Source organism: Mesorhizobium montanum, assembly GCF_033977145.1.
In the GTDB taxonomy this organism is placed as follows: domain Bacteria; phylum Pseudomonadota; class Alphaproteobacteria; order Rhizobiales; family Rhizobiaceae; genus Mesorhizobium; species Mesorhizobium montanum.
The window spans coordinates 182,098-207,642 of record NZ_JAVIJF010000011.1 but is presented as its reverse complement, the minus strand read 5'-3'; the positions used below and the strand labels follow the sequence as shown (position 1 = coordinate 207,642).

The following is a 25,545-nucleotide window of genomic DNA, read 5'->3' as shown; positions in this document are numbered from 1 at the left end:
GAACATGTTTTGTCGAACCAAGATTGCCCTGGCGGCTTTTGCCGCCTGTCTCAGCGGAGCGGCGATGGCCGCCGACCTTTCGCCCGCCTATAACGATCCGCCCGCCTTCCAGTGGAGCGGCGCCTATGTCGGCGTCCACGGCGGAACGGCCTTCACCAGGATGCCCAATCCGTTTGCCGGCCGGAACGGCTGGAGCGGCGGCGTGCAGGCCGGCTACAACATCCAGACCGGCCCGGCGGTATTCGGCGCCGAGCTCGAAGGCTCTTATCTCGGCGGCGCCGAACACAATGTCGAGAGCGGCAAGATCAAGGAGAAATGGCGCGCGGCCGCCAAGGCCAAGGCCGGCGTCGCCTTCGACCAGACGCTGGTTTTCGGCACCGCCGGCATCGCCATGACCACATTCGACAAGGCAGGCGGCGTGCGCGACACCGACAGCCGCAAGCTCGGCTATCTGGTCGGCGCGGGCGTCGAGCAGGCCTTTGCCGGCGGCCTCTCAGCCAAGATCGAATATGACTATATCCGCACGCCCGATGTGGAAACGAGATCGGCCCTCGGTAAAGCGAAGACCGATATAGGCAGCCAGGAGCTGAAAGCCGGCATCAACTACCGCTTCTAGCGCCTGGAACGCCGGAGAGCAGTTTTCCGTGGCGGCCGACCCCGCCGATCTCCACCGCGGGAAACTGCCTTTCTCCGTCCGTCGGCCACCGAACCTTCCGCGTAATGTCGGTGCAATTTTCATGGCCTAGCTGGCCGGAACGCATCTCGATCCCGGGAATCAGACCATGTTCACGACAAGTAGCGGCAGGGGCCGGAACCTCATCCTGAAGGCTTTCCTCGCGGCGGCGCTCGTCGCCATGTCCGCCTGCGCTTCGGACATCATGAAGAACTATGTCGGACAGCCGGTCGAATCCGTCGTCCTCGACTACGGGCCGCCGACAACGGTGGTCGAGCTCGGTCCCGGCGAGCGCGCCTATCAGTGGCGAAAGATCTCCACCGATGTGGTCTCCGGCTCATCGAGCGGCGAGATGCGCCATACCAAGCACGGCGCCGAATATGAGGTGACCGAGACGCCCGGCTATGTCGAGCGCAAGGAATGCTTTTACAGCTTCTATGCGCGCTCCTCCGGCGGCCGCTGGTTCATCACCAATTTCCGCAAGCCGAAGCTGGAATGCGAATGAGATCACCACAAGCGGCGAGTTGGCTCTTGCCGCGCACCGGTCGAAGCTCTACCGGGCCGACCGAGACGGCTGCACCTTACCGCTCCGCCGACGGGGATTGAAGAATGCGTATCCTGCTTATCGAGGACGAGCCGGAAATGGCGTCGGTGCTCAAGACGGCGCTGGAGCGGCAGGATTTCGTCGTCGACCGGACATCGACGCTGGCCGATGCCGAGATCATGGCTAAGGTCGGGAGCCACGATGCGATCGTGCTCGACCGCCGCCTGCCCGATGGAGAGGGCCTCGACCTCATCCCGCGCCTGCGCGCCATGAATGTCGACACGCCGGTGATCGCGCTGACGGCGATGGCCGGCATCAACCGCGTCAGCGGGCTCAATGCCGGCGCCGACGACTATATGGTGAAGCCCTTCGCCACCGAGGAGCTGGTGGCGCGGTTGCGCGCGCTGCACCGGCGCCAATTCACCTTGCGCGCCGACCGGATCGAGATCGGCTGCCTCATTTATGACTTCCGGGATCGCGAAGCGCTGGTCGACGACAAGGCCCTGGACTTGCCCCGGCGCGAACGCCTGGTGCTGGAAACCTTGATCCGCCGTCCCGGTCGCGCCGTGATGCGCCGGACGTTGGAGGAGGCGGTCTACGCGCTGGATGACGAGATCGGTTCGAATGCGCTCGACGCGCATATTTCCAGGCTGCGCCGCAAGCTGGAGGACGTCGCCGCGGGCGTCGAGATCCGCGCCATCCGCAACATCGGCTATCTGCTCAGGGCCTTGCCGTGAGGCAGCGGCGGACACGTTCGCTGCAATGGGTGCTGGTGCGGCGGCTGATCCTGCTACAGGCGGCGATGCTTGCGATCTTCATTGCGCTTTGCGCGGCAGCGCTGTGGATCGCCAATCCGACGCTGCTGGTCGACAACGAGGCCGCCGTGGTGGCGCTGAAGAAGGCCGTCGATCGCAATAGCGACGGCACGCTGGTCGTGCACGAGACGGAGGAGTTGAGACAATTCCGGGAGAGCTTCCCGCACGCCTGGTACATTGTTCGCGACAGGACCGGACAGAGCGTCCGCTCCGGTGATGTGCCGGATATCTACACCGGCACGCCCGGCGTGCTGCTGGGCGCGGTCGATCATGCCACGCTTGAGCTCGCCAGGGACGACCTTCGCCCGGAAGCCTATGTCGAGAACGCCACGTCCAAGGCCGGGCCGATCCAGATCATCGCCGCCACCCGCTCGTCGCGCGAGCAGACCGACGGGTTGGAAATCAACATCTCGGCGACCATCGATGTCGCCCGCAATCCAGATGGCAGTCGCAACTGGCAAAGGGCACTGCCAGCCTTGGCGCTGCTCCTCGCCATCCTGCTTCTGCCGATCGTCGTGGTCATGGGCATCACCACGCTGGTGACGACGCCGGCGGTGGTGCGCAGATCGTTTGCCGGGCTCGTCGACACGGCCGATCAGGCCGCCCGCATCGACATCAGCACGCGCGGCATGCAATTGCCGGTGCAGCACGTGCCGCAGGAGATCGCACCGCTGGTCCAGGCCTTCAACCAGACGCTGGCGCGTCTGGCCCATGGCTACGACCAGCACAACCGCTTCCTGACCGACGCCGCGCATGAATTGCGCACGCCGATCGCCATCCTGCGCACGCGGGCCGAGCTGTTGACCAAGGAGCCGCAGAGCGAACGACTGCTGCAGGACATCGAGCGGCTGTCGCACCTTGCCCAGCAATTGCTCGACCATCAGATGCTGGAACGGCCGGCCGACGAGCGCCGGATCATCGACCTGACCGAGCTCGGTCGCCGGGTTACCGCCGACTTGGCGCCGCTGGCGATCGAGGCCGGCTACGACCTCGCCTTCGAGCCGCCGCAGGGTAAGGTCGAAGTCCAGGCGAACGGCTCGCAGATCGAGCGCGCGCTGGCGAACCTTGTGCGCAACGCCATCGACCATGGCGGCGGCTCCGGCACGATCACGGTCGCCATCGACGAAAGCGGCGGCATCGAAGTACGCGACGAAGGTCCGGGCATTCCATTGGCGGAACGGGAGAACGTGTTCCAGCCCTTCTACCGTCTGCAGCCGCAATCGCGCGGCGCCGGCCTTGGCCTCAACCTCGCCCGGCAGATCGCGCAGCTGCATGGCGGCACGGTCAGGATTCTGGGCGGTTCAGAGCGGGGCGCACGGGTGCGTATCGAACTGCCAGCCTTGCGATGATGAAGGTTCGGCTTTGCCGATTGCTTGAGGCGGCGCCCTCATGGTAACGAGGGCTCGCGCGGGTATGATGTAATGGTAGCCTGTCAGCTTCCCAAGCTGAACGCGCGGGTTCGATTCCCGCTACCCGCTCCAGTTTTCCTCACCGGCTCGCTAAAAAATCCTAGAGCATTTCACCGTTTCACGGAAACGGCGAACCGCTCTATCTCTTTGTTTTGACGCAATTCCGGACAGAAAACCGCTCACACTTTTCCTGGAATTGCTCTAGCAGCGTGCTACTGGGCCATGCCCCGGCAAGTTCCCTTGAACATGACGCTGGGTTCTGCACGAATCGTGCAAGACCCATCGCTTTGCACTCAATCTTTAACCGGCGCCAGCTCTACAGCCGGAAGCCGATCCAGTAGCGTTCGCGCCGGCAGCGGCGGCGCCAGTGGCCACGATGCCAGAAGCGGCGGCAGACGTGCCTCCAGCCGCGCCTACGACCACGGCGACGGTGGCGCCAGCGCCAGTCGCCGTAGTAGCGACGGTGACGATGGTGCGAGACCAATTCCACTTCGGCCGGATCGTCGCCTTCGAAGACCGCATTATCCGGCTTGTCGAGCTCGTCCAGGATTCCGTTGCCGGCGGGAATTCCGGCAACGGCCTTGCCAGGTCCGGCCAGGCTTGCAAGTGCCGCCGCCCCCGCAACGCCAAGCATTCCAGTCAGAAATAACCGACGTTCCATCAAAACCTCCGAGCTGTTGAGCACCGGCAGCTCTTCCCTCACCCGCAACGGGCTCCAGCGGGCAGCCGATCGGTTTGAACGTACAAGTAGCATTCTTGTTCCATCACCCCACTTCGCGCAAGATGAAGTCGTGCAACATTTTTGCGGCGGGCGAGAGCACGCGATTCTTGACCGTTATCAGGCTGTAGGGCCGGACTTCGATATCGAACTCCGTCTGAACGACGTCGATGGCGCCGGCCAGCCCATCTGGGCTCTGGATGAACTTGGCGACCTGGATCGACACCGGCGCGATGGCGTCGGACTGCGCCACCATCACCAAAGTGAGCAGCAGCGAAGAGGTGTTGAGGATACGGTCGGGGAGCGGAATGTCGCGGTTGAGGAAGTTGCTTTCCATCGCCTGGCGCAGCGGCGAGCCGCCGGACTGGAACACCCAGTCGTAAGCCGCCGTGTCTTCGAGTTTGACCATCTTGCCGCTCGCCAGCGGGTGGCCGCGACGCACGATGAGACAGGCCTTCTCGACGCCGATGACGCGCGATTCGAAGAGCCGCGGATTGAGGTCGTCGGGAATGCGGGCGATGATGAAATCGTGGCGAGACGCAATCAGCTCGCGGGCGAGCACGTTCGAGGTTTCGACTTGCATGGTAATCTCGATGCGCGGATAGATGCGGCGTATCTCGCGGATCGCCGGCACGGCAAGCTCGATTGCCGGCGCCGTGACCGCGCCCAGGAATACGGAGCCGCCCTTGCCGGCCTTGAGCTCGGAAATCTCGCGATCGGCCTCCCGCATCTCGAGCAGGATCGAGCGGGCGCGCCGGGCGAGTGCCTGGCCATAGGGGGTCAGCGTCACGCCGCGCGGCAGCCGCTCGCACAACTTCACGTCGAGCACCGCTTCCATCTCGGCGATCATGCGCGAGGCAGCCGGCTGGGAAATGTTCATGACCTGTGCGGCGGCGCTCACCCGTCCATGATCGTCCAGGGCCGCGACCATGCGCATGTGGCGAAGGCTCAGGCCGCTGCGCAGCAGCGTTTCGCCATCTCCCGGCAATTTCTCGTAACTACCTGAAATCGCATCGGGATCGCGCAACGCCGCCATAATTCGGAACCTCTCTGCCGGGTTTTTATCGGCCCTTTAGGCTATACCAGTTTCGATATAGCAACCAGCAGAGATCGCATTTGACAGTTATGTCAAAGGGACCCACCCTTCGCGCGTTCCAAGGCGCGACAGTCGATAACAATCAAATTCGTATCGATTGAAACTGCGTCGCGGGACCGATTGGGAGGATACCGGAGATCGATAAAGCCGACAGTGGCGCGCCAGCGTACCTGCTCGACTGCGCGGCCCGCGAAGCCCCGAGGTGTCGCGTCCATCAACCAGGGAGAGTAATGTGAAGATCATCAAGACGCTGGCCGCCATCGCGGCCCTTGGCATCGCCGCCACGACCTATTCGGCGCACGCAGCCGACAAGGGTCTCGTCGGCGTGCTGATGCCGACCAAGACCTCGCAGCGCTGGATCAACGACGGCGACGCCGTCAAGTCCCAGCTCGAAGCGCTCGGCTACACGGTCGATCTGCAGTATGCGCAGGACGATATCCCGAACCAGCTCAGCCAGCTGGAAAACGAGATCACCAAGGGCCCGAAGGCGCTGATCATCGCGTCGATCGACGGCACCACCATGGCCGACGCGCTACAGAAGGCCAATGACGCAGGCGTCGTCGTCGTCGCTTATGACCGCCTGATCAAGAAGACCAAGAATGTCGACTACTACACCACCTTCGACAATTTCGGCGTCGGCGTGATCCAGGCGAACTCGCTGGTCAAGGGCCTCAAGGAGCGTTTCCCGAACACCAAGCCGTGGAACGTCGAACTGTTCGGCGGCTCGCCGGACGACAACAACGCCTTCTTCTTCTACAACGGCGCGATATCCGTCCTGCAGCCGCTGATCGACGACGGCTCGATCAAGATCAAGTCCGGCCAGACGGGCATGGACAAGGTCGGCACGCTGCGCTGGCTCGCCGCCACCGCCCAGGCCCGTATGGACAATTTGCTCTCGGCCAACTACTCGGACGGCAGCCGCGTCGATGGCGTTCTGTCGCCCTATGACGGCCTGTCGCGCGGCATCACCGCCTCGCTGCGTGCCGTCGGCTACGGCACCGACGCACAGCCCTGGCCGATCGTGACCGGTCAGGACGCCGAGACCGCCTCGGTCAAGCTGATCATCTCGGGCGAGCAGTATTCGACGGTGTTCAAGGACACCCGCGAACTGGCCAAGGCCACCGTGCAGCTGGTCGACAAGGTGCTCTCCGGCGGCAAGCCGGACGGCCTCGACGAAAAGACCTACAACAACGACGTCAAGGTGGTTCCCTCGATCCTGTTGACGCCGCATGAGGTCGACAAGTCGAACTACCAGGCGCAGGTCGTCGACTCCGGCTACATCAAGGCTGCGGACCTGAAGTAATCCAGCCTCAAAGGAAGGGGTCCTGCGCGACGCAGGGCCCCTTTTCGTTCACAAGCGACCCCGGTATTGTCTTTGCCGGCTTCTGCAGCGCCGTGCGCCGCAGTATGTTGATTTCGCGCATGCCCCCCTTCCGAGATCGATGCCGATTTGGAAGCCATGCGCCAAGGAGCAGAACCTGATGGCCTCGACGATTTTGGAGATGCGCGACATCACCAAGACGTTCCCCGGTGTGAAGGCGTTGTCGAACGTCAATCTCAGCGTCGAAGAAGGTGAAATCCACGCCGTCGTCGGCGAGAACGGCGCAGGCAAGTCGACGCTGATGAAGGTGCTGTCGGGCGTCTATCCATCCGGTACCTATGAAGGCCAGATCATCTTCCGCGGCCAGGAATGCAATTTCAAAGGCATTCACGACAGCGAGCATATCGGCATCGTCATCATCCACCAGGAGCTTGCCCTGGTGCCGATGCTGTCGATTGCGGAAAACATCTTCCTCGGCAACGAGCACGCCACCTACGGCGTCATCGACTGGAACGCCAACGAGAAGCGCACCGGCGCACTGCTCAAGAAGGTCGGGTTGAAGGAAGATCCCAAGACGCTGATCACCAATATCGGCGTCGGCAAGCAGCAGCTGGTCGAGATCGCCAAGGCACTCAGCAAGGAAGTGAAGCTGCTGATCCTCGACGAGCCGACGGCGTCGCTCAGCGAAAAGGACAGCCAGGCGCTGCTCGATCTTCTGCTCGAATTCAAGCGCCAGGGCATGACCTCGATCCTGATCTCGCACAAACTCAACGAGGTGAACCGTGTCGCCGACAAGGTGACGGTGATCCGCGACGGGCGCACCATCGAGACGCTGCCGAGGAAGGACATCAGCGAGGACCGGATCATCACTTCGATGGTCGGCCGCTCGCTCGATGATCGCTACCCGCCGCGCGAGCCGCAGATCGGCGACGTCATCTTCGAGGTCAAGAACTGGTCGGTCTATCACCCGATCCATGCCGAGCGGCAGGTGATCAAGAACATCAACCTCAACGTGCGCAGGGGCGAGGTGGTCGGCATCGCCGGACTGATGGGCGCCGGCCGCACCGAATTCGCGATGAGCCTGTTCGGCCGCTCCTACGGCCGGCATATCACCGGAGAGGTGTCGCTGCGTGGTAAGCCTATCGACCTCTCATCGGTGAGCAAGGCGGTGGACAACCGCATCGCCTATGTCACCGAGGACCGCAAGACCTACGGCCTCAACCTCATCGACCACATCAAGCACAATGTGACTTTAGCCAACCTGGGCGGCGTTTCCAGCCGCGGCGTCATCGACGACATGCGCGAGATGAGCGTCGCCAACGACTATCGCAAGAAGACCAACATCCGCGCTTCCAGCGTCTATCAGCTGACCGGCAACCTTTCGGGCGGCAACCAGCAGAAGGTGGTGCTGTCGAAATGGCTGTTCGCCGATCCGGAAGTCTTGATCCTCGACGAGCCGACGCGCGGCATTGACGTCGGCGCCAAGTACGAAATCTATACGATCATCGCGCGCCTAGCCGCCGAGGGCAAAGCGATCATCGTCATCTCGTCGGAAATGCCTGAATTGCTCGGTATCTCCGACCGCATCTATGTGATGAACGAAGGGCGTATGGTCGGCGAAATGGCGGCAAGCGACGCCAGCCAGGAAAAAATCATGCGCGCCATCGTTCGGGGAGAAGGAAAAGCATCATGAGCACAGACAGCGCTCCCGCACCGCAAAGCGGCGTCGCCGAGGACATCAAGCAAGGCCCGCGCGTCGCCGTCTCGGCGCTGACGACGAACCTGCGCGAATACGGCCTGATCATCGCGCTGATCGTCATCATGCTGTTCTTCCAGTACACGACGTCGGGAACGCTGTTCAAACCGGTCAACCTCAGCAATCTGGTGCAGCAGAACTCGTTCATCATCGTGATGGCGCTCGGCATGCTGCTGGTCATCGTTTCCGGCTATATCGACCTCAGCGTCGGGTCGGTCGCGGGCTTCATCGGCGCTCTTGCCGCGATGATGATGGTGATCTGGCCGCTGGGGATATTCAGCAATCCGCTGGTGGTCTCGATCATATGCCTGATCGTCGGCGGACTTATCGGCGCCGCGCAAGGCTATTGGATCGCCTATCACCGGATACCGAGCTTCATCGTGACGCTGGCGGGCATGCTGATCTTTCGCGGCATCTGTCAGGCATTGCTCGGCGGCGGCTCCTCGGTCGGCCCGCTTCCCGATGGCTTCAAGGCGCTGAGCTCCGGCTTCATTCCGGACGTCATCGGCCCGCTCGTACTGATCCCGCCGACGGTGAATGCCGCCGGCAAGACCATCCTCGGCAGCGGCTTGACGCTGCATATGACGACGGTCGTGCTCGGCCTGATCGCGGTGCTCGCCTACGCCTATTTCGGCTTCAGGACGCGGCGCAAGCGCGAGCGTCATGGTTATGAAGCTGAGCCCTTCCCGCTGTTCGTCGTCAAGACGCTGGTGGGCAGCGCGCTGGCGCTGTTCCTGGTCTTCCAGTTCGCGAGCTACCGGGGCCTGCCGGTCGTGCTTCTGGTAATGGGCGTGCTGATCTCGCTGTTCGTCTTCGTCACCAAGCGCATGACCATCGGCCGCCGCATCTACGCCATGGGCGGCAACGCCAAGGCCGCACAGCTTTCGGGCATCAACACCGCGAGGCTGACGCTGATGGTCTTCATCAATATGGGCGTGCTGTCGGCGCTGGGCGGCCTGATCATCGCGGCGCGCCTCGGCCAGGCCGTGCCGGCCGCCGGTCTCGGCAGCGAGCTCGACGTCATCGCTGCCGTCTTCATCGGGGGCGCCTCGGCAATGGGCGGCGTCGGACAGGTGATCGGCGCCGTGGTTGGCGGCTTCATCATGGGCGTGATGAACAACGGCATGTCGATCATGGGCGTCAATGTCGACTGGCAGCAGGTGGTCAAAGGCCTCGTGCTGCTCGGCGCCGTCATCTTCGACGTCTACAACAAGAACAAGGCTTAGAGCAATTCCAGGAAAAGTGCGCAGCGGTTTTCCGTCCGGAATTGCGTAAAAACAAATCCAAGCCGCAAGCGAGGTTCAGGAGGCATACGGGTTCTAGATCGCGAAGCTGCCGGCAAACCCGTCGGCGCCAAGAAGTCCAGGCAAGGACCAGGCTTGCGAGCGCAATCCGGACGAAGAGTTTCAACCGTGGCGCGGATTTCTCCGCGCCGCGCCGGGTAGGGTTTGCCCGCGCGCAACAAGGCAAGATGAGAGAGGGTTCAACATGCTGATCTCCCAGATCCTCGACGACGCCGAGACGATCCGCGTCGTCGCCCGCAACGGCGGCGGCAAGACCAGGGTCATCAACGGCGCGCGCAGCGTCTATTCCCTGGCGATGGAGGCCGCGCGCACCGGCACCGGGCTCGAAGCGCTGATCGAGCGCAAGGGCTACGGCGAAGCGGTCGATCTCGATGCCGCCTATAAGAGGGGCAGGCTGGTTTCGCCGATCAATCATCCCGATCCGGCGCATCTGCATCTCACCGGCACCGGCCTCACGCATCTCGGCTCCGCGGCAACGCGCGATTCCATGCACAGGAAGCTCAATGACGGCGAGGAGCAACTCACCGATTCCATGAAGATGTTCCGCATGGGTCTAGAAGGCGGCAAGCCGGCCAAGGGCCAGGTCGGCGTGCAGCCGGAATGGTTCTACAAGGGCAACGGCACGATGGCGGTGGCGCCCGGCGCGCCGTTGATGTCGCCGGCCTTCGCGCAGGATGGCGGCGAGGAGCCGGAGATCGCCGGCATCTATGTGATCGGTGATGACGGCGCGCCGTTCCGGGTCGGCTTCACGCTGTCCAACGAGTTCTCGGATCACGTCACGGAGCGGGTGAACTATCTGTTCCTTGCCCATTCCAAGCTGCGCAACGCCTCGTTCGGCCCCGAGATCCTGATCGGCGACCTGCCCGCCGACATCCGCGGCGCATCGCGCATCTGGCGCGACGGCAAGCTTTTGTGGGAAAAGCCATTTCTCTCAGGCGAAGCAAACATGTCGCACACCATCGCCAATCTCGAGCATCACCATTTCAAATATTCGGCGTTCCGCCAGCCGGGCGACGTGCACGTGCATATGTTCGGCACCGCGACATTGTCCTTCGCCGACGGCATCAGGACCGAGGCCGGCGATACTTTCGAGATCGAGGCGCAGGATTTCGGCCTGCCGCTGCGCAACCCGCTGGAGATCGAAAAGCCGGTGAAGGTGGCGGTGAAGGCGCTATAGGGAAGGGCGATCTCCCCACTTGTGGGGGAGATGGCCGGCAGGCCAGAGGGGGGCGCTGTCCCGCCGACCTCTCAACTCCCTCAAGCTCGAATTTCGGAAGTCTTCATCTATTTCAGACACAACGGCCAAAATCCTTCGCGCCCCCCTCTGCCCTGCCGGGCATCTCCCCCACGAGGGGGGAGATTGGCAGATCAGACCTCACCGTGCGGCGCGGAAATGCTTGGAGAGCTTGAGCCCTTGCGCCTGGTAGTTCGATCCCAGATCGGTGCCGTAAAGCGCCTGCGGCCGCTTCAGCATGTGCTCGTAGATAAGACGGCCGACGATCTGGCCGTGGTCGAGGATGAACGGCACCTCGTGGCTGCGCACTTCAAGCACCGCCCGGCTGCCGCTGCCGCCGGCGGCGGAATGGCCGAAGCCCGGGTCGAAGAAGCCGGCATAGTGGACGCGGAATTCGCCGACCAAAGGATCGAACGGCGTCATCTCGGCGGCGTAGAGCGGCGGCACGTGCACCGCCTCGCGCGAGACCAGGATGTAGAATTCGTCGGGATCAAGGACCAGCTCGCCGGCGCCGCTCTTGTAGAGCGGCTCCCAGAAATCGACGACATCCTGGGCGGCGCGCTTGTCGACGTCGACCAGGCCGGTGTGGTGCTTGCCGCGATAGCCGACCAGGCCGTCCTTGTCGCCGTCGAGGTCGATGGAAAGCGCGATGCCGCCGCCGGAAATATTGGGCGGCTCGGTGGCGACAAGCATCTCGGCGCGGTGAAGGTCACGCAGCTCGCTTTCCGACAGCACCGCATTGCCGGTGCGGAAACGAATCTGCGACAGCCGCGAACCGGCGCGCATGACGATCGGGAAAGTGCGCGGGCTGACTTCGAGATAGAGCGGCCCGTGATAGCCGGCGGCGATCTTGTCGAACTCGTGGCCACGATCGGTCATGACGCGCGTGAAAATGTCCAGCCGTCCGGTCGAGCTCTTCGGATTGGCCGAGGCTGAAACCTCGGCCGGCAATGCCAGGCTTTCGAGCAACGGCACGATGTAGACGCAGCCCGTTTCCAGCACCGAGCCCTCGGTGAGGTCGATCTCGTGCAGCTTCAGCCGCTCGAGCTTGTCGGCGACCAGATGGTCGGGTCCGGGCAGGAAGGAGGCGCGCACGCGAAACGCCGTGTCGCCGAGCCTCAAGTCAAGGCTGGCCGGTTGGATCTGGTTGGTGTCCAGCGCGCGCGGCGACTTCAGCGCACCGGACTGGAACAGCGCGGAAATATCCTGGTCGGGAAGAATGCCTGTCTGCCGCAAAGTCTTACTCCGCTCTGCTGGTACAAACCTCTTAATGAAGCCGGCAATTGACGCAAGCGCGGCGCGGGTCTAAAGGGTCGTTATCCCGTGGTGATTTGGCCGGTCGGCTTGCAGCCACGTTAAACAAGTCGCTAAAGGACCGTCCGGCCGCAAGGCCGTATGGACCGGTTGCGACTTTCGCGGCCGGTTTTTTTGTGTCTGGAAGTAGAGCAATGACAAAGAAGCGCAACTGGAAGCCTCAGACCGCACTCGTGCATGGCGGAACCCTGCGTTCCGGCTTCGGTGAAACCTCCGAGGCGATGTACCTGACGCAGGGCTATGTCTATGAGACGGCGCAGGCTGCGGAGGCCCGTTTCAAGGGCGAAGAGCCGGGCTTCATCTATTCGCGCTACGCCAACCCGACCGTCGATATGTTCGAAAAGCGCATGTGCGCGCTCGAAGAGGCCGAGGACGCCCGCGCCACCGCTTCCGGCATGGCGGCTGTCTCCGCCGCATTGCTGTGCAGTGCCAAGGCCGGCGACCATATCGTGGCGGCGCGCGCGCTGTTCGGTTCATGTCGCTGGGTGGTCGAGACGCTGGCGCCGCGCTACGGCATCGAGGCCACGCTGGTCGACGGCACCGACATCGCCAATTGGGAAAAGGCGATAAGGCCGAACACCAAGCTGTTCTTCCTGGAAAGCCCGACCAATCCGACGCTGGAAGTGGTGGATATCGCCGCGGTTGCCGCTTTAGCCAATTCCATCGGCGCCAGGCTGATCGTCGACAATGTCTTTGCCACGCCCTTGCAGCAGAAGCCCTTGCAGCTCGGCGCCCATATCGTCGTCTATTCGGCGACCAAGCATATAGATGGCCAGGGCCGCTGCCTCGGCGGCGTCATCTTGTCCGATAAGAAGTGGATCGACGAGAACCTGCACGACTATTTCCGCCACACCGGACCGAGCCTGTCGCCCTTCAATGCCTGGACGCTGCTGAAAGGCCTGGAGACGCTGCCGCTGCGCGTGCGCCAGCAGACCGAGAGCGCCGGCAAGATCGCGGACTTCCTGGCCGGCCGATCGGAGATCGCCCGCCTCATCTATCCGGGCCGGGCCGACCACCCGCAGGCGGATATCGTGAAAAAGCAGATGTCGGGCGGCTCGACGCTGATCTGCCTCGACGTCAAGGGCGGCAAGCAGGCGGCCTTCGCCTTGCAGAACGCGCTCGATATCGTGCTGATCTCCAACAATCTCGGCGACGCCAAGAGCCTGATCACTCATCCGGCGACGACGACGCACAAGAACCTGAGCGACGAGGCGCGCGCCGAACTCGGCATTGGACCCGGTACGCTCAGGCTCTCCGTCGGTCTGGAGGATACCGACGATCTGCTGGAGGACCTGGAACAGGCGCTAAAAGCGGCCCAATAGGACCTGACGCGGCGGCGCCGCGACAACAGAACTTTAGGCGAGCTCTTTCAGTTCGGTCATCGCCTTGGTGCGGATGGTCATGGCATTGCCGCGCCATTCGACGGCGCCGCCGAACCAGCCGCGCGCCCAGATCGCGGGCAGCATCGCGTCGCGCACGATCATCGCGGTGATGCTGCGCGGCGACAGATACCAGCCCTTGACCGAGGCCAGCAGGCATTCCGGCAGATAGGCGATTGCCAGCACGCACAAAGCCGTTGTGGGCAGGCTGATTCCGGCGCTTGCCGCGGCAATGAGCGCCAGCAGCAGCGGCATCGCGGCGCCCGTCAGGATCTCCGGCGCGAAGAACAGCGGGAAAGTGACCCGGCGCAGCCGCGCCCAGCGCGTCTGGCGCGACCAGATCTCGGCGAGCGTGCGCTGGCCGAGCGGCTGCTCGAAGGGCGAGGCGACGAGATTGACGCGCAGGCCCAGGCTGTTGACCAGCTTGGTGGCGGCCGCGTCCTCGGCGATCTCGGCGCCTAAAGCTTGAATACCGCCATTGGCATCGAGCATCGGCTTGTTCCACAGCATGCTCTTGCCTTGGGCGAAGCCGAGGCCAAGCGCTTCGCCGGTATACTGCCAGCGCGCCTGCAGCGTGTTGAGGAAGGCGCATTCGACCTCGGCCCAAAAACCGTCCGGCCGCGAGCCGATCGGCGTCGAGCAGACGAGGCCGGTATCCGGCCGCCAGGCCGCCATCAGATGCTCGACATAGTCCCTCGGCATCAGCACGTTGGAATCGGCCAGAATCACCCAATCGTGCCGCGCCGCCTGCCAACCCTTGACGCAGTTATTGAGCTTAGGATTGGCGCTGATGCGATCGTCGCCGATCAGAAGCCGCGCCGGAACCTTCGGGTGGCGCGCGATCGCCGCATTGATAAGCTTGACCACCGCGTCTTCGGCATGCGCGACGCAGAAGATCAGCTCATAGCGCGGCCAGTCGAGCGAGAAGGCGCGCTGCAAGGTCTCTTGCGTGAACGGCTCGACGCCGCGCGACGGAACGATGATCGAGACCGGCGGCTGCCCGCCGGCCGGTGGCGCGATGACATGCCGCCGTTCCAGCCGCGACGAAGCGAGCAGGATGCTGGTGAGATTGGAAAGCAGAAGGGCTGACGAAGCGAGCGCGGCTGCGATAGTCAGTTCCATCGAGATCTGGTCACTCCCGAGAGGCCGTATGCAGCCGTTTCATCACTCGACGGAGCGCCTGAGTCGCCCGGCACGGTTCGTGCACACCAACATTGTCATGTGTCACTTAAATGACATTGTTTTTCGGCACCTGCGCTTAAAGGCGGGCAGGATGGTCGGCGCTTCGCCTACTTAAGAGCGGAGCGTGACGAATGTTCCGCGGTGGCAACCGGAGTGGCTCATGTATCGCGCCGTGACGCGCAACATCGAAGTGCTAGTCAGGCCCTTCTATCTGGAGGACCGCTCCGATCCGTCCGAGAACCGCTATGTCTGGGGCTATCAGGTAACGATCGACAACCGCTCCGACGAATTCGTGCAGCTTTTGTCGCGCTACTGGCACATCACCGATGGTCGGGGCCGTGTCGAGGAGGTGCGCGGCGCAGGCGTCGTCGGCGACCAGCCGGAACTCAACCCCGGTGACAGCTATCAATACACCTCGGGCTGCCCGCTCTCGACGCCGTCGGGCATCATGGTCGGCCACTACACCATGCGCAACGGCCGCGGCGAGACGTTCGATATCGCCATCCCCGCCTTCTCGCTCGACATGCCGGGAACCAGGCGCACGGTGAACTAAGACTTTGGCGATTAGCCTTTTTCTCCCCGTCACTATGTATTGTGACGGGGAGAAGGAAGGCCTTAATTCGCAGCGAATTCCGCCGGGTCGAAGTCGTATTGCGTCGAGCAGAACTCGCAGGCGACATGGATGCCGCCGTCCTCGGTCGAGTCCTTGATCTCCTCAGCCGAGAAGCCTTCGAGGATGCCGCGGATCTTGTCGCGCGAGCAGGAACACTGGTCGGCGACCGGCACGCCGCGGAAAACGCGCACGCCATGTTCGTGGAACAGCCGGTAGAGCAGGCGCTCGGCGCCCACCGTCGGATCGATCAGCTCGGTTGGCTCGATCGTGCCGAGCAGCGCCAGCAATTCCTGCCAAGAATTGTCGGCCGGATGGTCGGCCACCTCGCGGTGATCGCCGTCGCCGCCCGAAATATCGGGAATACGCATGCGCTCCGGCGCCTGCGGCAGGAACTGCGCCAGGATGCCGCCGGCGCGCCACTGCTCGCGTGCGCCGGCCGGGCCGGGCGTGACCAGCTTGGCGACCGACATCTTGATCTCGGTCGGGATCTGCTCCGACTGCCGGAAATAGGTGCGCGCGGCATCTTCCAGCGAAGTGCCGTCGAGCTGGACGATGCCCTGATAGCGCTGCGTATGCGCGCCCTGGTCGATGGTTAAAGCCAGCACGCCATTGCCAAGCAGGGTCTGCTGCGAGGTCTCGCCGGCGGCGATCAGCGCCTGCAGCCGGTCGGCATCGAAGCGCGCATAGGCGCGCAGCGCATGCGGCGTGGTGAAATCAGCCACCAGCATGTCGACCGGACCGTCGGTGCGAGTCTGCAGGATGAACTTGCCCTCGAATTTCAGCGACGTGCCGAGCAGGACGGTGAGCACGCAGGCTTCCGCCAGCAGGCGGGCGACCGGCTCGGGATAATCGTGGCGGCTCAAAATGGCGTCGAGCATCGGCCCCAGCTGCACGGTGCGGCCACGCACGTCGAGCGGCGCCACCTCGTAAGGCACGACATGGTCGTCGCCGGCGAAGCCGAATTCACCGAGTTTGGGTTGATGCTCAGCCAAGGTATGGGTTTCCAACATGACAATACTCCGGAGCGCGGCCATGCCGGCCGGTGAGCCGCATGCGTCGAAGCGCGTTCAATTTACGTGATGGCCCGCAAATAGGCATCACATATCCCCGGATCAAGTCGACATATCCCCGTGCCAGTCGCTTCGGATCAAACGCCGAGGCACCAGGCCAGCACCGCCTTCTGGGCGTGCAGCCGGTTCTCGGCCTCGTCGAAGACCACCGAATGCGGTCCGTCGATCACCTCGTCAGTGACCTCCTCGCCGCGATGCGCCGGCAGGCAGTGCATGAACAAAGCGTCGGGCTTCGCCTTGGCCATCAGCGCCGCGTTGACCTGATAGGGCAGGAAGACGTTGTGGCCGCGGGCGCGGTGCTCCTGGCCCATCGAGACCCAGCTGTCGGTGACGATGCAGTCGGCTTGGTCGACGGCTTCTTCTGCGGACCTGGAAAACCGGACCTTGCCGCCATTGACCTTCGACCAGTCGACATATTTCTCGAAAGGCTCGCTGCCTTCCGGCACCGCGACATTCAAGTTGAAACGGAACCGCGCCGAGGCTTCGAGAAGCGAATGCAGCACATTGTTGCCGTCACCGGTCCAGGCGAAGGTCTTGCCGGCCACCGGGCCGCGATGTTCCTCATAGGTCATGATGTCGGCCATAAGCTGGCAGGGATGCGTGTCGTCGGTCAGCCCGTTGATGACCGGAACCGAGGCGTTCTCGGTCAGCTCGATCAGCCGCTCATGCGAGGTGGTGCGGATCATGATGGCATCGACATAGCGCGACAGCACTTTTGCCGTGTCGGCGATGGTCTCCGAGCGGCCGAGCTGCATCTCGGTGCCGGTCAGCATGATGGTCTCGCCGCCGAGCTGGCGCATGCCGACGTCGAAGGATACGCGCGTGCGCGTCGACGGCTTGTCGAAGATCATGGCCAGCACCTTGCCATCGAGCGGTTTTGAACGCTCACCTGCCTTCAGCCTGGTCTTTCGCGCCACCGCGTCGTCCAGCATGATGCGCAGGTCCCCCGCGGAAACGGCGGATAGATCGGTGAAGTGGCGAACACTCATCGGCAGGTTTCCAGAAATTATTTCGCGGCTTCGGCCGCTATCGCGTCGGTGAGGCCCTTGGCGCCGCCGCGGATGCGCTCCAGCGCCTCGCCGATCTCCTCGTCGGTCACGGTGAGCGGCGGCAGGAGACGGATGACGTTGTCGCCCGCCGGCACGGCAAGCAGGTGCTGGTCGCGCAGCGCCATGTTCACCTTGGTGTTGGGCATGGCGCATTTCAGGCCGAGCATCAGGCCGGTTCCCCTGATGCCTTCGATGACATCGGGAAATTCGTCGGCGACCGCAGCAAGGCCTTGCTTCAACAGCAGCGCCTTGCGTTGCACCTCCTCGAGGAAACCTTCCTCCAGCACGACGTCGAGCACGGCATTGCCGACCGCCATCGCCAGCGGATTGCCGCCGAAGGTGGTGCCGTGCACGCCGGCGGTCATGCCGGTCGCAGCCTCGTCGGTGGCAAGGCAGGCGCCCATCGGGAAGCCGCCGCCGATGCCCTTGGCGATCGCCATCAGGTCGGGCATGACGCCTGTCCATTCATGCGCGAACAGCTTGCCGGTACGACCGATGCCGCACTGGACCTCGTCGAAGATCAAAAGCAGGCCATGCTGGTCGCAAAGCTGGCGCAGCCGCTTCAGCGATTGCGTCGGCACCGGGCGGATGCCGCCCTCGCCCTGCACAGGCTCGATCAGGATCGCCGCAGTCTCCGGCGTGATCGCCTTTTCGGCGGCGTCGATGTCGTCGAAAGCCACCTGGTCGAAGCCTTCGACCTTCGGGCCGAAGCCTTCGAGATATTTGTACTGGCCGCCGGCGGCGATCGTCGCCAGCGTGCGGCCGTGGAAGGCGCCCTCGAAAGTGATGATGCGAAAACGCTCGGGATGGCCCTTGACGAAATGATAGCGCCTGGCCGTCTTGATGGCGCATTCCAGGGCCTCGGCACCCGAATTGGTGAAGAACACCTTGTCGGCGAAGGTGGCGTCGACCAGCCGTTCGCCCAGCCGGCGCTGTTCCGGGATCTCGTAGAGGTTGGAGACGTGCCAGAGCTTGGCGGCCTGTTCGGTAAGCGCGGCGACCAGGTGCGGATGGCTGTGGCCCAGCGAATTCACCGCGATGCCGCCGGCGAAGTCGAGATATCGCTCGCCCTTGTCAGTGAACAGCCAAGCCCCCTCCCCACGGTCGAAAGCCAGGGGTGCGCGAGCAAAGGTCTCGTAAAGCGCCGAACCGCTCATTATATGCGTCTCCGGAACCGGAAATCAAAAAAGCCGCCAATGCGGCGGCCTTTGCGGCTTATCCTGTTTTTCGGCCATGAAGTCAACGAAAACGTCGCGCAGAAGCGCGCGGCAAGCCCCTGACGCCACGCCGGCTCATCAGTAGCCCGGCAAGTTGGGGAAAACCGAAAAAACCGAATCGTGTTGCCCTGGGGACTCTTGTCACCGAGTCAGCGCGTGAGGTAATTGTAGTAGAGAAATAACTAGATTTCGTGCGGCGGACCTAATCACCCGGTATATGTGGTGTTGTTTGCCCGGCGGGAGCCGGGTCGGGAAAGGATTCTGACTGCCGTACGCCTCAGCAGGAGCGCGGTCTCATGAACTGGACTGACGAGCGGGTCGAACTTCTCAGGAAATTGTGGTCGGAGGGCCTGAGCGCCAGCCAGATTGCCGCACAGCTGGGCGGAGTGAGCCGCAACGCCGTCATCGGCAAGGTGCATCGCTTGAAGCTGTCGGGCCGCGGCCGCGCGACGGCTGCCCCGGCGCGACAGAAGAAGACGGTGCAGGGCGCCTCGATGCAGAAATCGGTGGCTCGCGCCGCGAGCGCCTCGCGCCATGTGACAGCTTCCGTCGGCGCAACGGCGCTGCAGATACAATTCGACGCCGAACCCGTGGCGCGTCATTACATCCGCCCGGTCGAGAACGTCGTCGTGCCGATTTCTCGGCACCTGCAACTCGTCGAATTGACGGAGCGCACCTGCAAGTGGCCGAACGGCGACCCGCTGTCGGAAGATTTCAGCTTCTGCGGCAACGATTCCGCCGAGACCGGGCCTTATTGCAAATACCACTCCCGCGTGGCTTTTCAGCCGGCGGGGGAGCGGCGCCGCGCTCGCTGATAGCGAATAGCGAATAGCGAATAGCGAATAGCGAATAGCGAATAGCGAATAGCGAATAGCGAATAGCGAATAGCGAATAGCGAATAGCGAATAGCGAATAGCGAATAGCGAATAGCGAATGGAACGGCTTGGTTTCCGTAACAGGGAGCAAGCCGTTTTTGTTTTCCCTATTCGCTACTCCCTATTTGCTATTCGCTTTTTCAAAGCCATCCATTCTTCTTGAACCGCCAATACAGGAACGCGCAGATCAGCGCGATCGTCGCGAGCACGGTCGGGTAGCCATATTCCATCTTCAGTTCCGGCATGTCGGAGAAGTTCATGCCGTAGATGCCGGCGAAGGCCGTAGGCACCGCCAGAATGGCGGCCCATGAGGCGAGCTTCTTGGAGATGGCGGTTTCCTGGCTTTGTCCCACCAGGAGACTGGCTTCGAAAGCGAAGGCCAGCACCTCGCGCAGGCTGTCGATCTTTTCCTGGACGGTGCGGATGTGGTCGGTCACGTCGCGAAACAGCGGATGCATTGCGGCATGAATCTGCGGCAGCTCGGCGCTGGTCAGCCGACGGCAGACCTCTACCAGCGGCAAGGCCGCATTGCGCAACCGCAGCAGATCGCGGCGCAACATATAGAGGCGCTCGATATCGGAGCCGGTCATCGGCTTCAAAAGCACCTTGTCCTCGATCGCCTCGACCTCGTCCTCGATCTGCTCCAGCACCGGCATGTAGTTGTCGACGATGAAATCGAGGATGGCGTAGAGGACGAAATCCTCGCCCTTGGCGAGCGAGTGCGGGCAGCTTTCCCAATGTTGGCGCACGGCGGCGTAGGAGGTCGACGGGCCGTGGCGAACGCTGACGATGTAGCCGGTGCCGACGAACAGATGGGTTTCGCCGAAAGTGACGCGGCCGTCGATCAATTGCGCGGTGCGGGCGACGATGAAGAGGGCATCGCCATACTGCTCGATCTTCGGGCGCGCATGCGGATGCTCGGCATCGTCGATCGCCAGGTCATGCAAGTGAAACTGCGCCTGCACCCTGAGCAAAAGGTTGCGATCGGGCTCGAGCAGGCCGATCCACACGACATGGCCGGGCTTTGCCGCCCATTCGCCGGCCTGTTCGATCGCGATGTCGGCGACGCGCTCGCCGCCCGAATAGACGCTGGACGCTATGATGCCCGACGTTGAGGCCGGGGTCAGGTTTCGAAGTTGTTCCATCGCAACCTCCCGCGACAGCGCCTGGCGGATCGCCGCGCCCGGGGGAGCTTAGCCTAAATTGCAAAATCGTTCGAGGGGCCTGAATTCACTTAGCCGGTACGGTGCCCGGAAGCACTACCTGGTCGGTCTTGTCACCCTTCGGCCGGTCGGCGGGCATCTGGTCGCCAGTGACGATATAATAGATGGTCTCGGCGATGTTGGTCGCATGGTCGCCGATACGCTCGATATTCTTGGCGCAAAACAGAAGATGCGTGCAGGGTGTGATGTTGCGCGGATCTTCCATCATGTAGGTCAAAAGCTCGCGGAACAGCGAGGTGTACATGGCGTCGATCTGGTCGTCGCGGTCGCGCACGAAGCCGATCCTCTCGACCGAGCGCGAGGCGTAGACGTCCAGCACTTCCTTGAGCTGCGTCAGCGCCAGGTTGGCAAGGGCCTCCAGACCGCGGAAAAGACTGTTCGGCTGGCGGCCGTCGACCGAGGCAACACGCTTGGCGACGTTCTTGCCGAGGTCGCCAACGCGTTCGATGTCGGCCGAGATGCGGATGGCGCCGACGATCTCGCGCAGATCCGTTGCCATCGGCTGGCGCCTGGCGATGATGATGATGGCTTTGTCGTCGATCTCGCGCTGTCCTTCATCGAGGACCAGATCATCCTGGATGACTTTCTGGGCGAGGCCCGGATCGGCATTGACCAGCGCCGCGACCGCCTGTTCGACCATGCGCTCGGCGTGGCCGCCCATCGCGGCGATGCGCTTCGACAGGAACTTCAGTTCTTCATCATAGGCACTGGCGATGTGGACGGACTGCATGGACATGCCTTCCCGGTTTGTGCCGGCTGGTGCGTTCCCTCAATCTGTCGCTGATACGCGAACCGCATGACAGAAAGAAGAAAATATCGGTTGGCAACCGGTAGACGATCAGCGAGCCGGCAAATGAACCGTGAACGCCGCGCCCTTGCCGACTTCCGACTTGATGGACAGTCTTGCGTTATGACGGGTCAATATATGCTTGACGATCGAAAGGCCAAGGCCGGTGCCTTTCTGAGTGCGACTGTTTTCGACATCGACGCGGTAGAAACGCTCTGTGATGCGCGGGATATGCTCTTCGGCGATGCCGGGACCATAATCCCTGATCGTGACATCGAAGCCCGGCTGCTGGGCGTCCTCGCCGGCGGCAACCGATACAGTGACGTGCCCTCCTGACTGGCCGTATTTGCAGGCATTCTCCAGGAGATTCTCGAAAACCTGGAACAGTTCGTCGCGGTCGCCGGGAACGACAAGCCGCCCATTGGCGAACTCCCGCTCGACGACGATGCCGTTCTCCGCGGCCAGCGGCCCGAGCGAATCGATAACGCTGTCGATCGTCTGGCGAAGATCGACCTCCGTGCCCGGCTTCAGATAGGGCTTCATCTCCAGCCGCGACAGCGAGAGCAGATCATCGATCAGGCGGGCCATGCGGCCGGTCTGGTTCTGCATGATCTGGAGGAACTGGTCGCGCGCCGCCGGATCATTGCGGGCCGGCCCGCGCAGCGTCTCGATGAAGCCGGCGATCGAGGCGAGCGGCGTGCGCAGCTCATGGCTGGCATTGGCGATAAAGTCGGCCCGCATGCGATCGATGCGGCGCGTTTCGCTCTGATCCTTGAACACCAGCACATAGAGGCCGGTGGCATGGCCGACCGTGGACGCGCTAACCCGGTATGTCCGCTCCACCGGCAGCTTTTCGGTGTAATCGACGGCATCCGAGGCGACCTCCCCCGACAGAATGCCGTCCAGCAGCGCCTGCATTTCCGGCGCGCGAAACTTCAGCGCCAGCGACATGCCGGGCGCCAGTCCGCCAAAGGCCGCGAACGCGGCCGCATTGGCGTGGACCATGGCGGCGGAATGGTCGAAGATGATCAGCGGATCGGCGACAGCGGCCGCCAGATACTCGCCGGAAAGCCGCTGCAGCGCGCTGGCCTCGATCGCGGCCGCGGCATCGGCCGATTGGCGCTCGGCGTCGGCGGGCAGCATTGCCGCGGCCGCTAGCAGAGCCAACGCCAGCAGCAGCGCATAGCCGGAGGCGCCGGCGAAATAATAGACGGCAAAGACCGCGACAACGCCCGCGGCAAGCAGCCAGCGGTTGCGCCAAAGCCGCGTCGCCAAGGCTTGCCCCTTGCTCTCTTGCCCCGCGCTCGTCTCTGCCATCGGCCCGCGCTACCCCGCATCCCGTCGACCGGTCAGCGGCTCGCTGGACTGGCCTGGCGCATGAGGCCCTGAAAATCAGGATCGATTTTCGCGAAGGTTCATGCGCAAAATCAAAATGCCACAGCGTCTTTGCGCCCGGATGGGCGCTACGCTGCACAGGCTCCATAGCATGAGTCCGTAAACTGGAAAGGTTCGTCTGGATGAAAAAAGCCAAGGAAGCGGCTGAGGCGGTGCCTGCCACGGAACCGATCAAGATCAAGATCGGCGGCAAGGAGCGCGAGTTCGACATCGACAATCCGGCGCTTCCGGACTGGATCGAGGACAACAAGCTGGCCGCCGGTGGCTATCCTTACGACAAGAAGATGAAAGGCGAGGACTACGAAAAGGAGCTCGAGCGGCTGCAGATCGAACTGGTCAAGGCCCAGGCCTGGTTGCAGGCGGCCGGCAATCGCGTCATGGCGCTTTTCGAAGGACGCGACGCCGCCGGCAAGGGCGGCACGATCTTCGTGCTGCGGCAGTACATGAACCCGCGCACGGCGCGCAACGTGGCACTGACCAAGCCGACGGAGACCGAGACAGGGCAATGGTACTATCAGCGCTATGTCGATCATTTTCCGACCGCGGGGGAGTTCGTCACCTTCGACCGCTCCTGGTACAACCGCGCCGGCGTCGAGCCGGTCATGGGGTTCTGCACGCCCGATCAGCACGAGAAATTCCTCGACGAGACGCCGCATTTCGAGCGGATGATCTCCAATGAGGGCATCCATTTCTTCAAATTCTGGCTGAATATCGGCCGCGAGACGCAGCTCGAACGGTTTCATGATCGCCGCTGGTCGCCACTTAAGAACTGGAAGTTCTCGCCGATCGATATCGCCGGCGTCAGCAAATGGGACGACTACACCAAGGCACGCGACCAGATGATCGAACGCACGCATAAGGAGTTCGCGCCCTGGATCATCGTGCGCGCCAACGATAAGCGCCGCGCCCGGCTTGCGGTGATTCAGCGTATCCTTCTGTCGCTGCCCTATGACGGCCGTGACCTCGATGCCGTCGGCAAGCCCGACAAGAAGATCATCGGCGAAGGCCCCGATTTCCTGGAGGACTAATGAAGTCGCCCCAAAGTGCGCGGCGGCTTGGCCGAACGACATGCATCAAACGAAGCATTACAGCGCCGCGCGCCCTTCGGCCGCGCGGCGCTGAGACTTTCATGCCGGCCGATCAGGCGGCGAGGCGGGCGATCCGCTGCAGCCGCTTCAGCGTGGCGTCATCCTGAAGCGCCTGCTGGAACAGCGTGATCTCGTGGTCGATACGATCGCACAACACGTCCGTATCGCCCTTGAGCAGGCTGCGCGTCTGCAGCAATGCCGCCACCGGCTTCTTGGCGAGTTGTTTCGCTCTCGCCAGCGTCGCTTCCTCGGCGCTGCCTTGCGTCACGATCTCGCCGACCAGGCCGAGCGCCCTGGCGTCTTCGACGCCGAGCGTATCGCCCAGGCAGAAGAAGCGGAAAGCACCGGCATAGCCGAGCTTCTGGGGCGCCAGAATGCTGGTCGCCGCATCCGGCACCAGGCCGAAATCGACGAACGGCACCCTGAAGGTGCTGCCCCGGGAAGCGATCACCATGTCGCAATGGAACAGGATGGTGCAGCCGACGCCGACGGCATCGCCGTCGACGCAGGCAAGCACCGGCTTGGGGAAGGTCGCCAACATGCGGAACATGTCGGTGACGGCGGCGATCAGCTGCTGGTGCTTGGTGGCGTCGAGGAACTCCGAGAAGTCGCCGCCGAGACAAAAGCAGCCGGCAAGGCCGCGCAGCATGACGACGCGGACATCGTCATTGACGGCCGCCTCGTGCAGGGTCCTGGCAAGGCTCGCATAGGCATGCCTGTCGAGCACCGGCCTTCCGTCATGCGAGGACACCGTGACGATCAGCGTGTGGCCGCGCAGTTCCGGTTCGGGATGGAAGCTCATGGCGATCTCCATCACGAAGCCTGCTTCAGGCCGAGCAGGCCGGGATAACCCCGGTTCAGTACCGGCAGGTGATGGTTGCGGCGGGCTCGCACGACATCGAGCGTATGCTCGGTGAAGGTGAGCAGCGTCGCCACGACCTGCTGGTTGCCATAGGTGCGCTGGTAGCCGAGCGGCGTTGCCAGGAAGTGCAGCTGCAGCGCCCGCAGCACCCACATCGGCTCGAACTCGATGATGACCTGGTTGACGTTGCGCTTCAGGCCCCATTCGACGAAGCCGGCGATCAGTTCGGTGCCGACCGTCGAGACCCCGCGCTTGCCGTCGCGAAAACCCGGAGCCACGGCATAGCGGGTCAGCTCCCAGACATTCGGTCCCGAGGGGGACGGCCCCTCGCAGAGATCCGACAGCACGTCGGTCAGAAGATGCGGCCGAGTGGTCGGCAGCATTCGCTGGTAGCCAGCAAGTTCGCCATTGCGAATGACGAGGTGGTGTTCGGCCTCGTCATGGTCGAACTGGTCGATCTCGAGCTGGTCCGGACGATCGAGATCGGTCCATCCCATCTCCTCGACGAAGATCCTGTAGCGCAGGCGATGGACCGCTTCCCAAAGGTCGGGACGTTCCATCAATTCCTGAGTGGTAAGGGCAAAAAGCATCAGCCGTCTCCTGGGCTTAAGAGGAAGATAC

At 63.1% G+C, this 25,545-nt stretch carries 24 protein-coding genes, 1 tRNA gene and 1 riboswitch; of the genes, 13 read left to right on the top strand and 12 right to left on the bottom strand.

Features of this window, described 5'->3' with window-relative positions; translation table 11 throughout:
* Positions 1 to 4 precede the first annotated feature (4 nt).
* The 5 genes from RFM68_RS17010 (at position 5) to RFM68_RS16990 (ending at position 3,513) form a co-directional block, all read left to right on the top strand.
* Positions 5 to 616, top strand: a complete 612-nt coding sequence (locus RFM68_RS17010; protein WP_320234127.1) for an outer membrane protein — start codon at positions 5 to 7, stop codon at positions 614 to 616.
* Between the two features lie 238 nt (positions 617 to 854).
* The gene (locus RFM68_RS17005; RefSeq protein WP_430694871.1) at positions 855 to 1,178 is read left to right on the top strand and encodes a hypothetical protein; all 324 of its coding nucleotides are present in this window, start codon (positions 855 to 857) and stop codon (positions 1,176 to 1,178) included.
* A 104-nt stretch (positions 1,179 to 1,282) separates the two neighbouring features.
* Positions 1,283 to 1,954 carry a response regulator transcription factor gene (locus RFM68_RS17000; RefSeq protein WP_320234125.1) on the top strand — a complete coding sequence of 224 codons (672 nt, stop codon included), beginning with the start codon at positions 1,283 to 1,285 and terminating at the stop codon, positions 1,952 to 1,954.
* Positions 1,951 to 3,381: a sensor histidine kinase gene (locus RFM68_RS16995; RefSeq protein ID WP_320234124.1), complete on the top strand. Its 1,431-nt coding sequence runs from the start codon at positions 1,951 to 1,953 to the stop codon at positions 3,379 to 3,381. Before RFM68_RS17000 ends, RFM68_RS16995 begins: the two co-directional genes overlap by 4 nt.
* Before the next feature lie 58 nt (positions 3,382 to 3,439).
* Positions 3,440 to 3,513: transfer RNA gene (locus tag RFM68_RS16990), tRNA-Gly, on the top strand.
* A gap of 244 nt (positions 3,514 to 3,757) precedes the next feature.
* On the opposite strand, the gene RFM68_RS16985 is transcribed toward RFM68_RS16990, so the two are convergent.
* Together RFM68_RS16985 and RFM68_RS16980 are read right to left on the bottom strand one after the other, a co-directional pair.
* Positions 3,758 to 4,102, bottom strand: coding sequence for a protamine-2 (modular protein) (locus RFM68_RS16985; RefSeq protein WP_320234123.1), 345 nt, complete (start codon positions 4,100 to 4,102; stop codon positions 3,758 to 3,760).
* A 103-nt stretch (positions 4,103 to 4,205) separates the two neighbouring features.
* Positions 4,206 to 5,195, bottom strand: a complete 990-nt coding sequence (locus tag RFM68_RS16980; protein ID WP_320234122.1) for a LysR family transcriptional regulator — start codon at positions 5,193 to 5,195, stop codon at positions 4,206 to 4,208.
* Positions 5,196 to 5,487: 292 nt separating this feature from the next.
* Here RFM68_RS16980 and chvE point away from each other — a divergent pair, with 292 nt between their 5' ends.
* The 4 genes from chvE to araD1 all read left to right on the top strand — a co-directional run bounded on the left by chvE (position 5,488) and on the right by araD1 (position 10,813).
* Positions 5,488 to 6,558, top strand: a complete 1,071-nt coding sequence (gene chvE, locus RFM68_RS16975) for a multiple monosaccharide ABC transporter substrate-binding protein (RefSeq protein WP_320234121.1) — start codon at positions 5,488 to 5,490, stop codon at positions 6,556 to 6,558.
* A 178-nt stretch (positions 6,559 to 6,736) separates the two neighbouring features.
* Positions 6,737 to 8,269 (top strand): multiple monosaccharide ABC transporter ATP-binding protein, encoded by a 1,533-nt coding sequence (mmsA, locus tag RFM68_RS16970; RefSeq protein WP_320234120.1) that lies wholly within the window; start codon positions 6,737 to 6,739, stop codon positions 8,267 to 8,269.
* Entirely contained in the window at positions 8,266 to 9,558 is a 1,293-nt protein-coding gene (gene mmsB / locus RFM68_RS16965; protein ID WP_320234119.1) for a multiple monosaccharide ABC transporter permease, read from the top strand. The genes mmsA and mmsB overlap by 4 nt, the downstream gene beginning before the upstream one ends.
* Positions 9,559 to 9,820: 262 nt before the next feature.
* Complete coding sequence (gene araD1, locus RFM68_RS16960; RefSeq protein WP_320234118.1) at positions 9,821 to 10,813, top strand: AraD1 family protein; 993 nt, start codon at positions 9,821 to 9,823, stop codon at positions 10,811 to 10,813.
* Between the two features lie 198 nt (positions 10,814 to 11,011).
* On the opposite strand, the gene RFM68_RS16955 is transcribed toward araD1, so the two are convergent.
* Complete coding sequence (locus RFM68_RS16955) at positions 11,012 to 12,106, bottom strand: 2'-deoxycytidine 5'-triphosphate deaminase (RefSeq protein ID WP_320234117.1); 1,095 nt, start codon at positions 12,104 to 12,106, stop codon at positions 11,012 to 11,014.
* A 77-nt stretch (positions 12,107 to 12,183) separates the two neighbouring features.
* A riboswitch (SAM riboswitch) is annotated at positions 12,184 to 12,261 on the top strand.
* A 57-nt stretch (positions 12,262 to 12,318) separates the two neighbouring features.
* On the opposite strand from RFM68_RS16955, the gene RFM68_RS16950 reads away from it, so the two are divergent.
* Complete coding sequence (locus tag RFM68_RS16950; RefSeq protein WP_320234116.1) at positions 12,319 to 13,506, top strand: O-succinylhomoserine sulfhydrylase; 1,188 nt, start codon at positions 12,319 to 12,321, stop codon at positions 13,504 to 13,506.
* Between the two features lie 33 nt (positions 13,507 to 13,539).
* Here RFM68_RS16950 and RFM68_RS16945 read toward each other — a convergent pair whose 3' ends face one another.
* The gene (locus RFM68_RS16945; RefSeq protein ID WP_320234115.1) at positions 13,540 to 14,685 is read right to left on the bottom strand and encodes a ceramide glucosyltransferase; all 1,146 of its coding nucleotides are present in this window, start codon (positions 14,683 to 14,685) and stop codon (positions 13,540 to 13,542) included.
* 220 nt (positions 14,686 to 14,905) lie between these two features.
* On the opposite strand from RFM68_RS16945, the gene apaG reads away from it, so the two are divergent.
* Positions 14,906 to 15,298 (top strand): Co2+/Mg2+ efflux facilitator ApaG/CorD, encoded by a 393-nt coding sequence (gene apaG / locus RFM68_RS16940; RefSeq protein ID WP_140802793.1) that lies wholly within the window; start codon positions 14,906 to 14,908, stop codon positions 15,296 to 15,298.
* 62 nt (positions 15,299 to 15,360) lie between these two features.
* Here the strand turns inward: apaG and RFM68_RS16935 are convergent, their stop codons facing one another.
* The 3 genes from RFM68_RS16935 to RFM68_RS16925 form a co-directional block, all read right to left on the bottom strand.
* On the bottom strand, positions 15,361 to 16,392 hold the full coding sequence (locus RFM68_RS16935) for an Hsp33 family molecular chaperone (RefSeq protein WP_320234114.1): 1,032 nt from the start codon (positions 16,390 to 16,392) through the stop codon (positions 15,361 to 15,363).
* A gap of 113 nt (positions 16,393 to 16,505) precedes the next feature.
* Positions 16,506 to 17,417, bottom strand: a complete 912-nt coding sequence (gene argF / locus RFM68_RS16930) for an ornithine carbamoyltransferase (protein ID WP_320234113.1) — start codon at positions 17,415 to 17,417, stop codon at positions 16,506 to 16,508.
* A gap of 17 nt (positions 17,418 to 17,434) precedes the next feature.
* Positions 17,435 to 18,634, bottom strand: a complete 1,200-nt coding sequence (locus RFM68_RS16925) for an aspartate aminotransferase family protein (RefSeq protein WP_320234112.1) — start codon at positions 18,632 to 18,634, stop codon at positions 17,435 to 17,437.
* Positions 18,635 to 18,990: 356 nt separating this feature from the next.
* Between RFM68_RS16925 and RFM68_RS16920 the strand changes: the two genes are divergently transcribed.
* Entirely contained in the window at positions 18,991 to 19,509 is a 519-nt protein-coding gene (locus RFM68_RS16920) for a GcrA family cell cycle regulator (protein WP_320234111.1), read from the top strand.
* Between the two features lie 200 nt (positions 19,510 to 19,709).
* Here the strand turns inward: RFM68_RS16920 and RFM68_RS16915 are convergent, their stop codons facing one another.
* The 3 genes from RFM68_RS16915 to RFM68_RS16905 all read right to left on the bottom strand — a co-directional run bounded on the left by RFM68_RS16915 (position 19,710) and on the right by RFM68_RS16905 (position 22,896).
* A complete protein-coding gene (locus RFM68_RS16915) occupies positions 19,710 to 20,714 on the bottom strand; it encodes a magnesium and cobalt transport protein CorA (protein ID WP_320234110.1) in 1,005 nt (334 codons plus the stop codon).
* Between the two features lie 85 nt (positions 20,715 to 20,799).
* The gene (phoU, locus tag RFM68_RS16910; protein WP_320234109.1) at positions 20,800 to 21,522 is read right to left on the bottom strand and encodes a phosphate signaling complex protein PhoU; all 723 of its coding nucleotides are present in this window, start codon (positions 21,520 to 21,522) and stop codon (positions 20,800 to 20,802) included.
* 108 nt (positions 21,523 to 21,630) lie between these two features.
* Positions 21,631 to 22,896: a sensor histidine kinase gene (locus tag RFM68_RS16905; RefSeq protein ID WP_320234108.1), complete on the bottom strand. Its 1,266-nt coding sequence runs from the start codon at positions 22,894 to 22,896 to the stop codon at positions 21,631 to 21,633.
* A gap of 200 nt (positions 22,897 to 23,096) precedes the next feature.
* Here RFM68_RS16905 and ppk2 point away from each other — a divergent pair, with 200 nt between their 5' ends.
* On the top strand, positions 23,097 to 24,002 hold the full coding sequence (ppk2, locus tag RFM68_RS16900; RefSeq protein ID WP_320234107.1) for a polyphosphate kinase 2: 906 nt from the start codon (positions 23,097 to 23,099) through the stop codon (positions 24,000 to 24,002).
* 112 nt (positions 24,003 to 24,114) lie between these two features.
* On the opposite strand, the gene RFM68_RS16895 is transcribed toward ppk2, so the two are convergent.
* Both RFM68_RS16895 and RFM68_RS16890 read right to left on the bottom strand, forming a co-directional pair.
* A complete protein-coding gene (locus tag RFM68_RS16895; protein WP_320234106.1) occupies positions 24,115 to 24,864 on the bottom strand; it encodes an enoyl-CoA hydratase-related protein in 750 nt (249 codons plus the stop codon).
* Between the two features lie 11 nt (positions 24,865 to 24,875).
* Complete coding sequence (locus RFM68_RS16890) at positions 24,876 to 25,514, bottom strand: acyl-homoserine-lactone synthase (RefSeq protein WP_320234105.1); 639 nt, start codon at positions 25,512 to 25,514, stop codon at positions 24,876 to 24,878.
* Positions 25,515 to 25,545 lie beyond the last annotated feature (31 nt).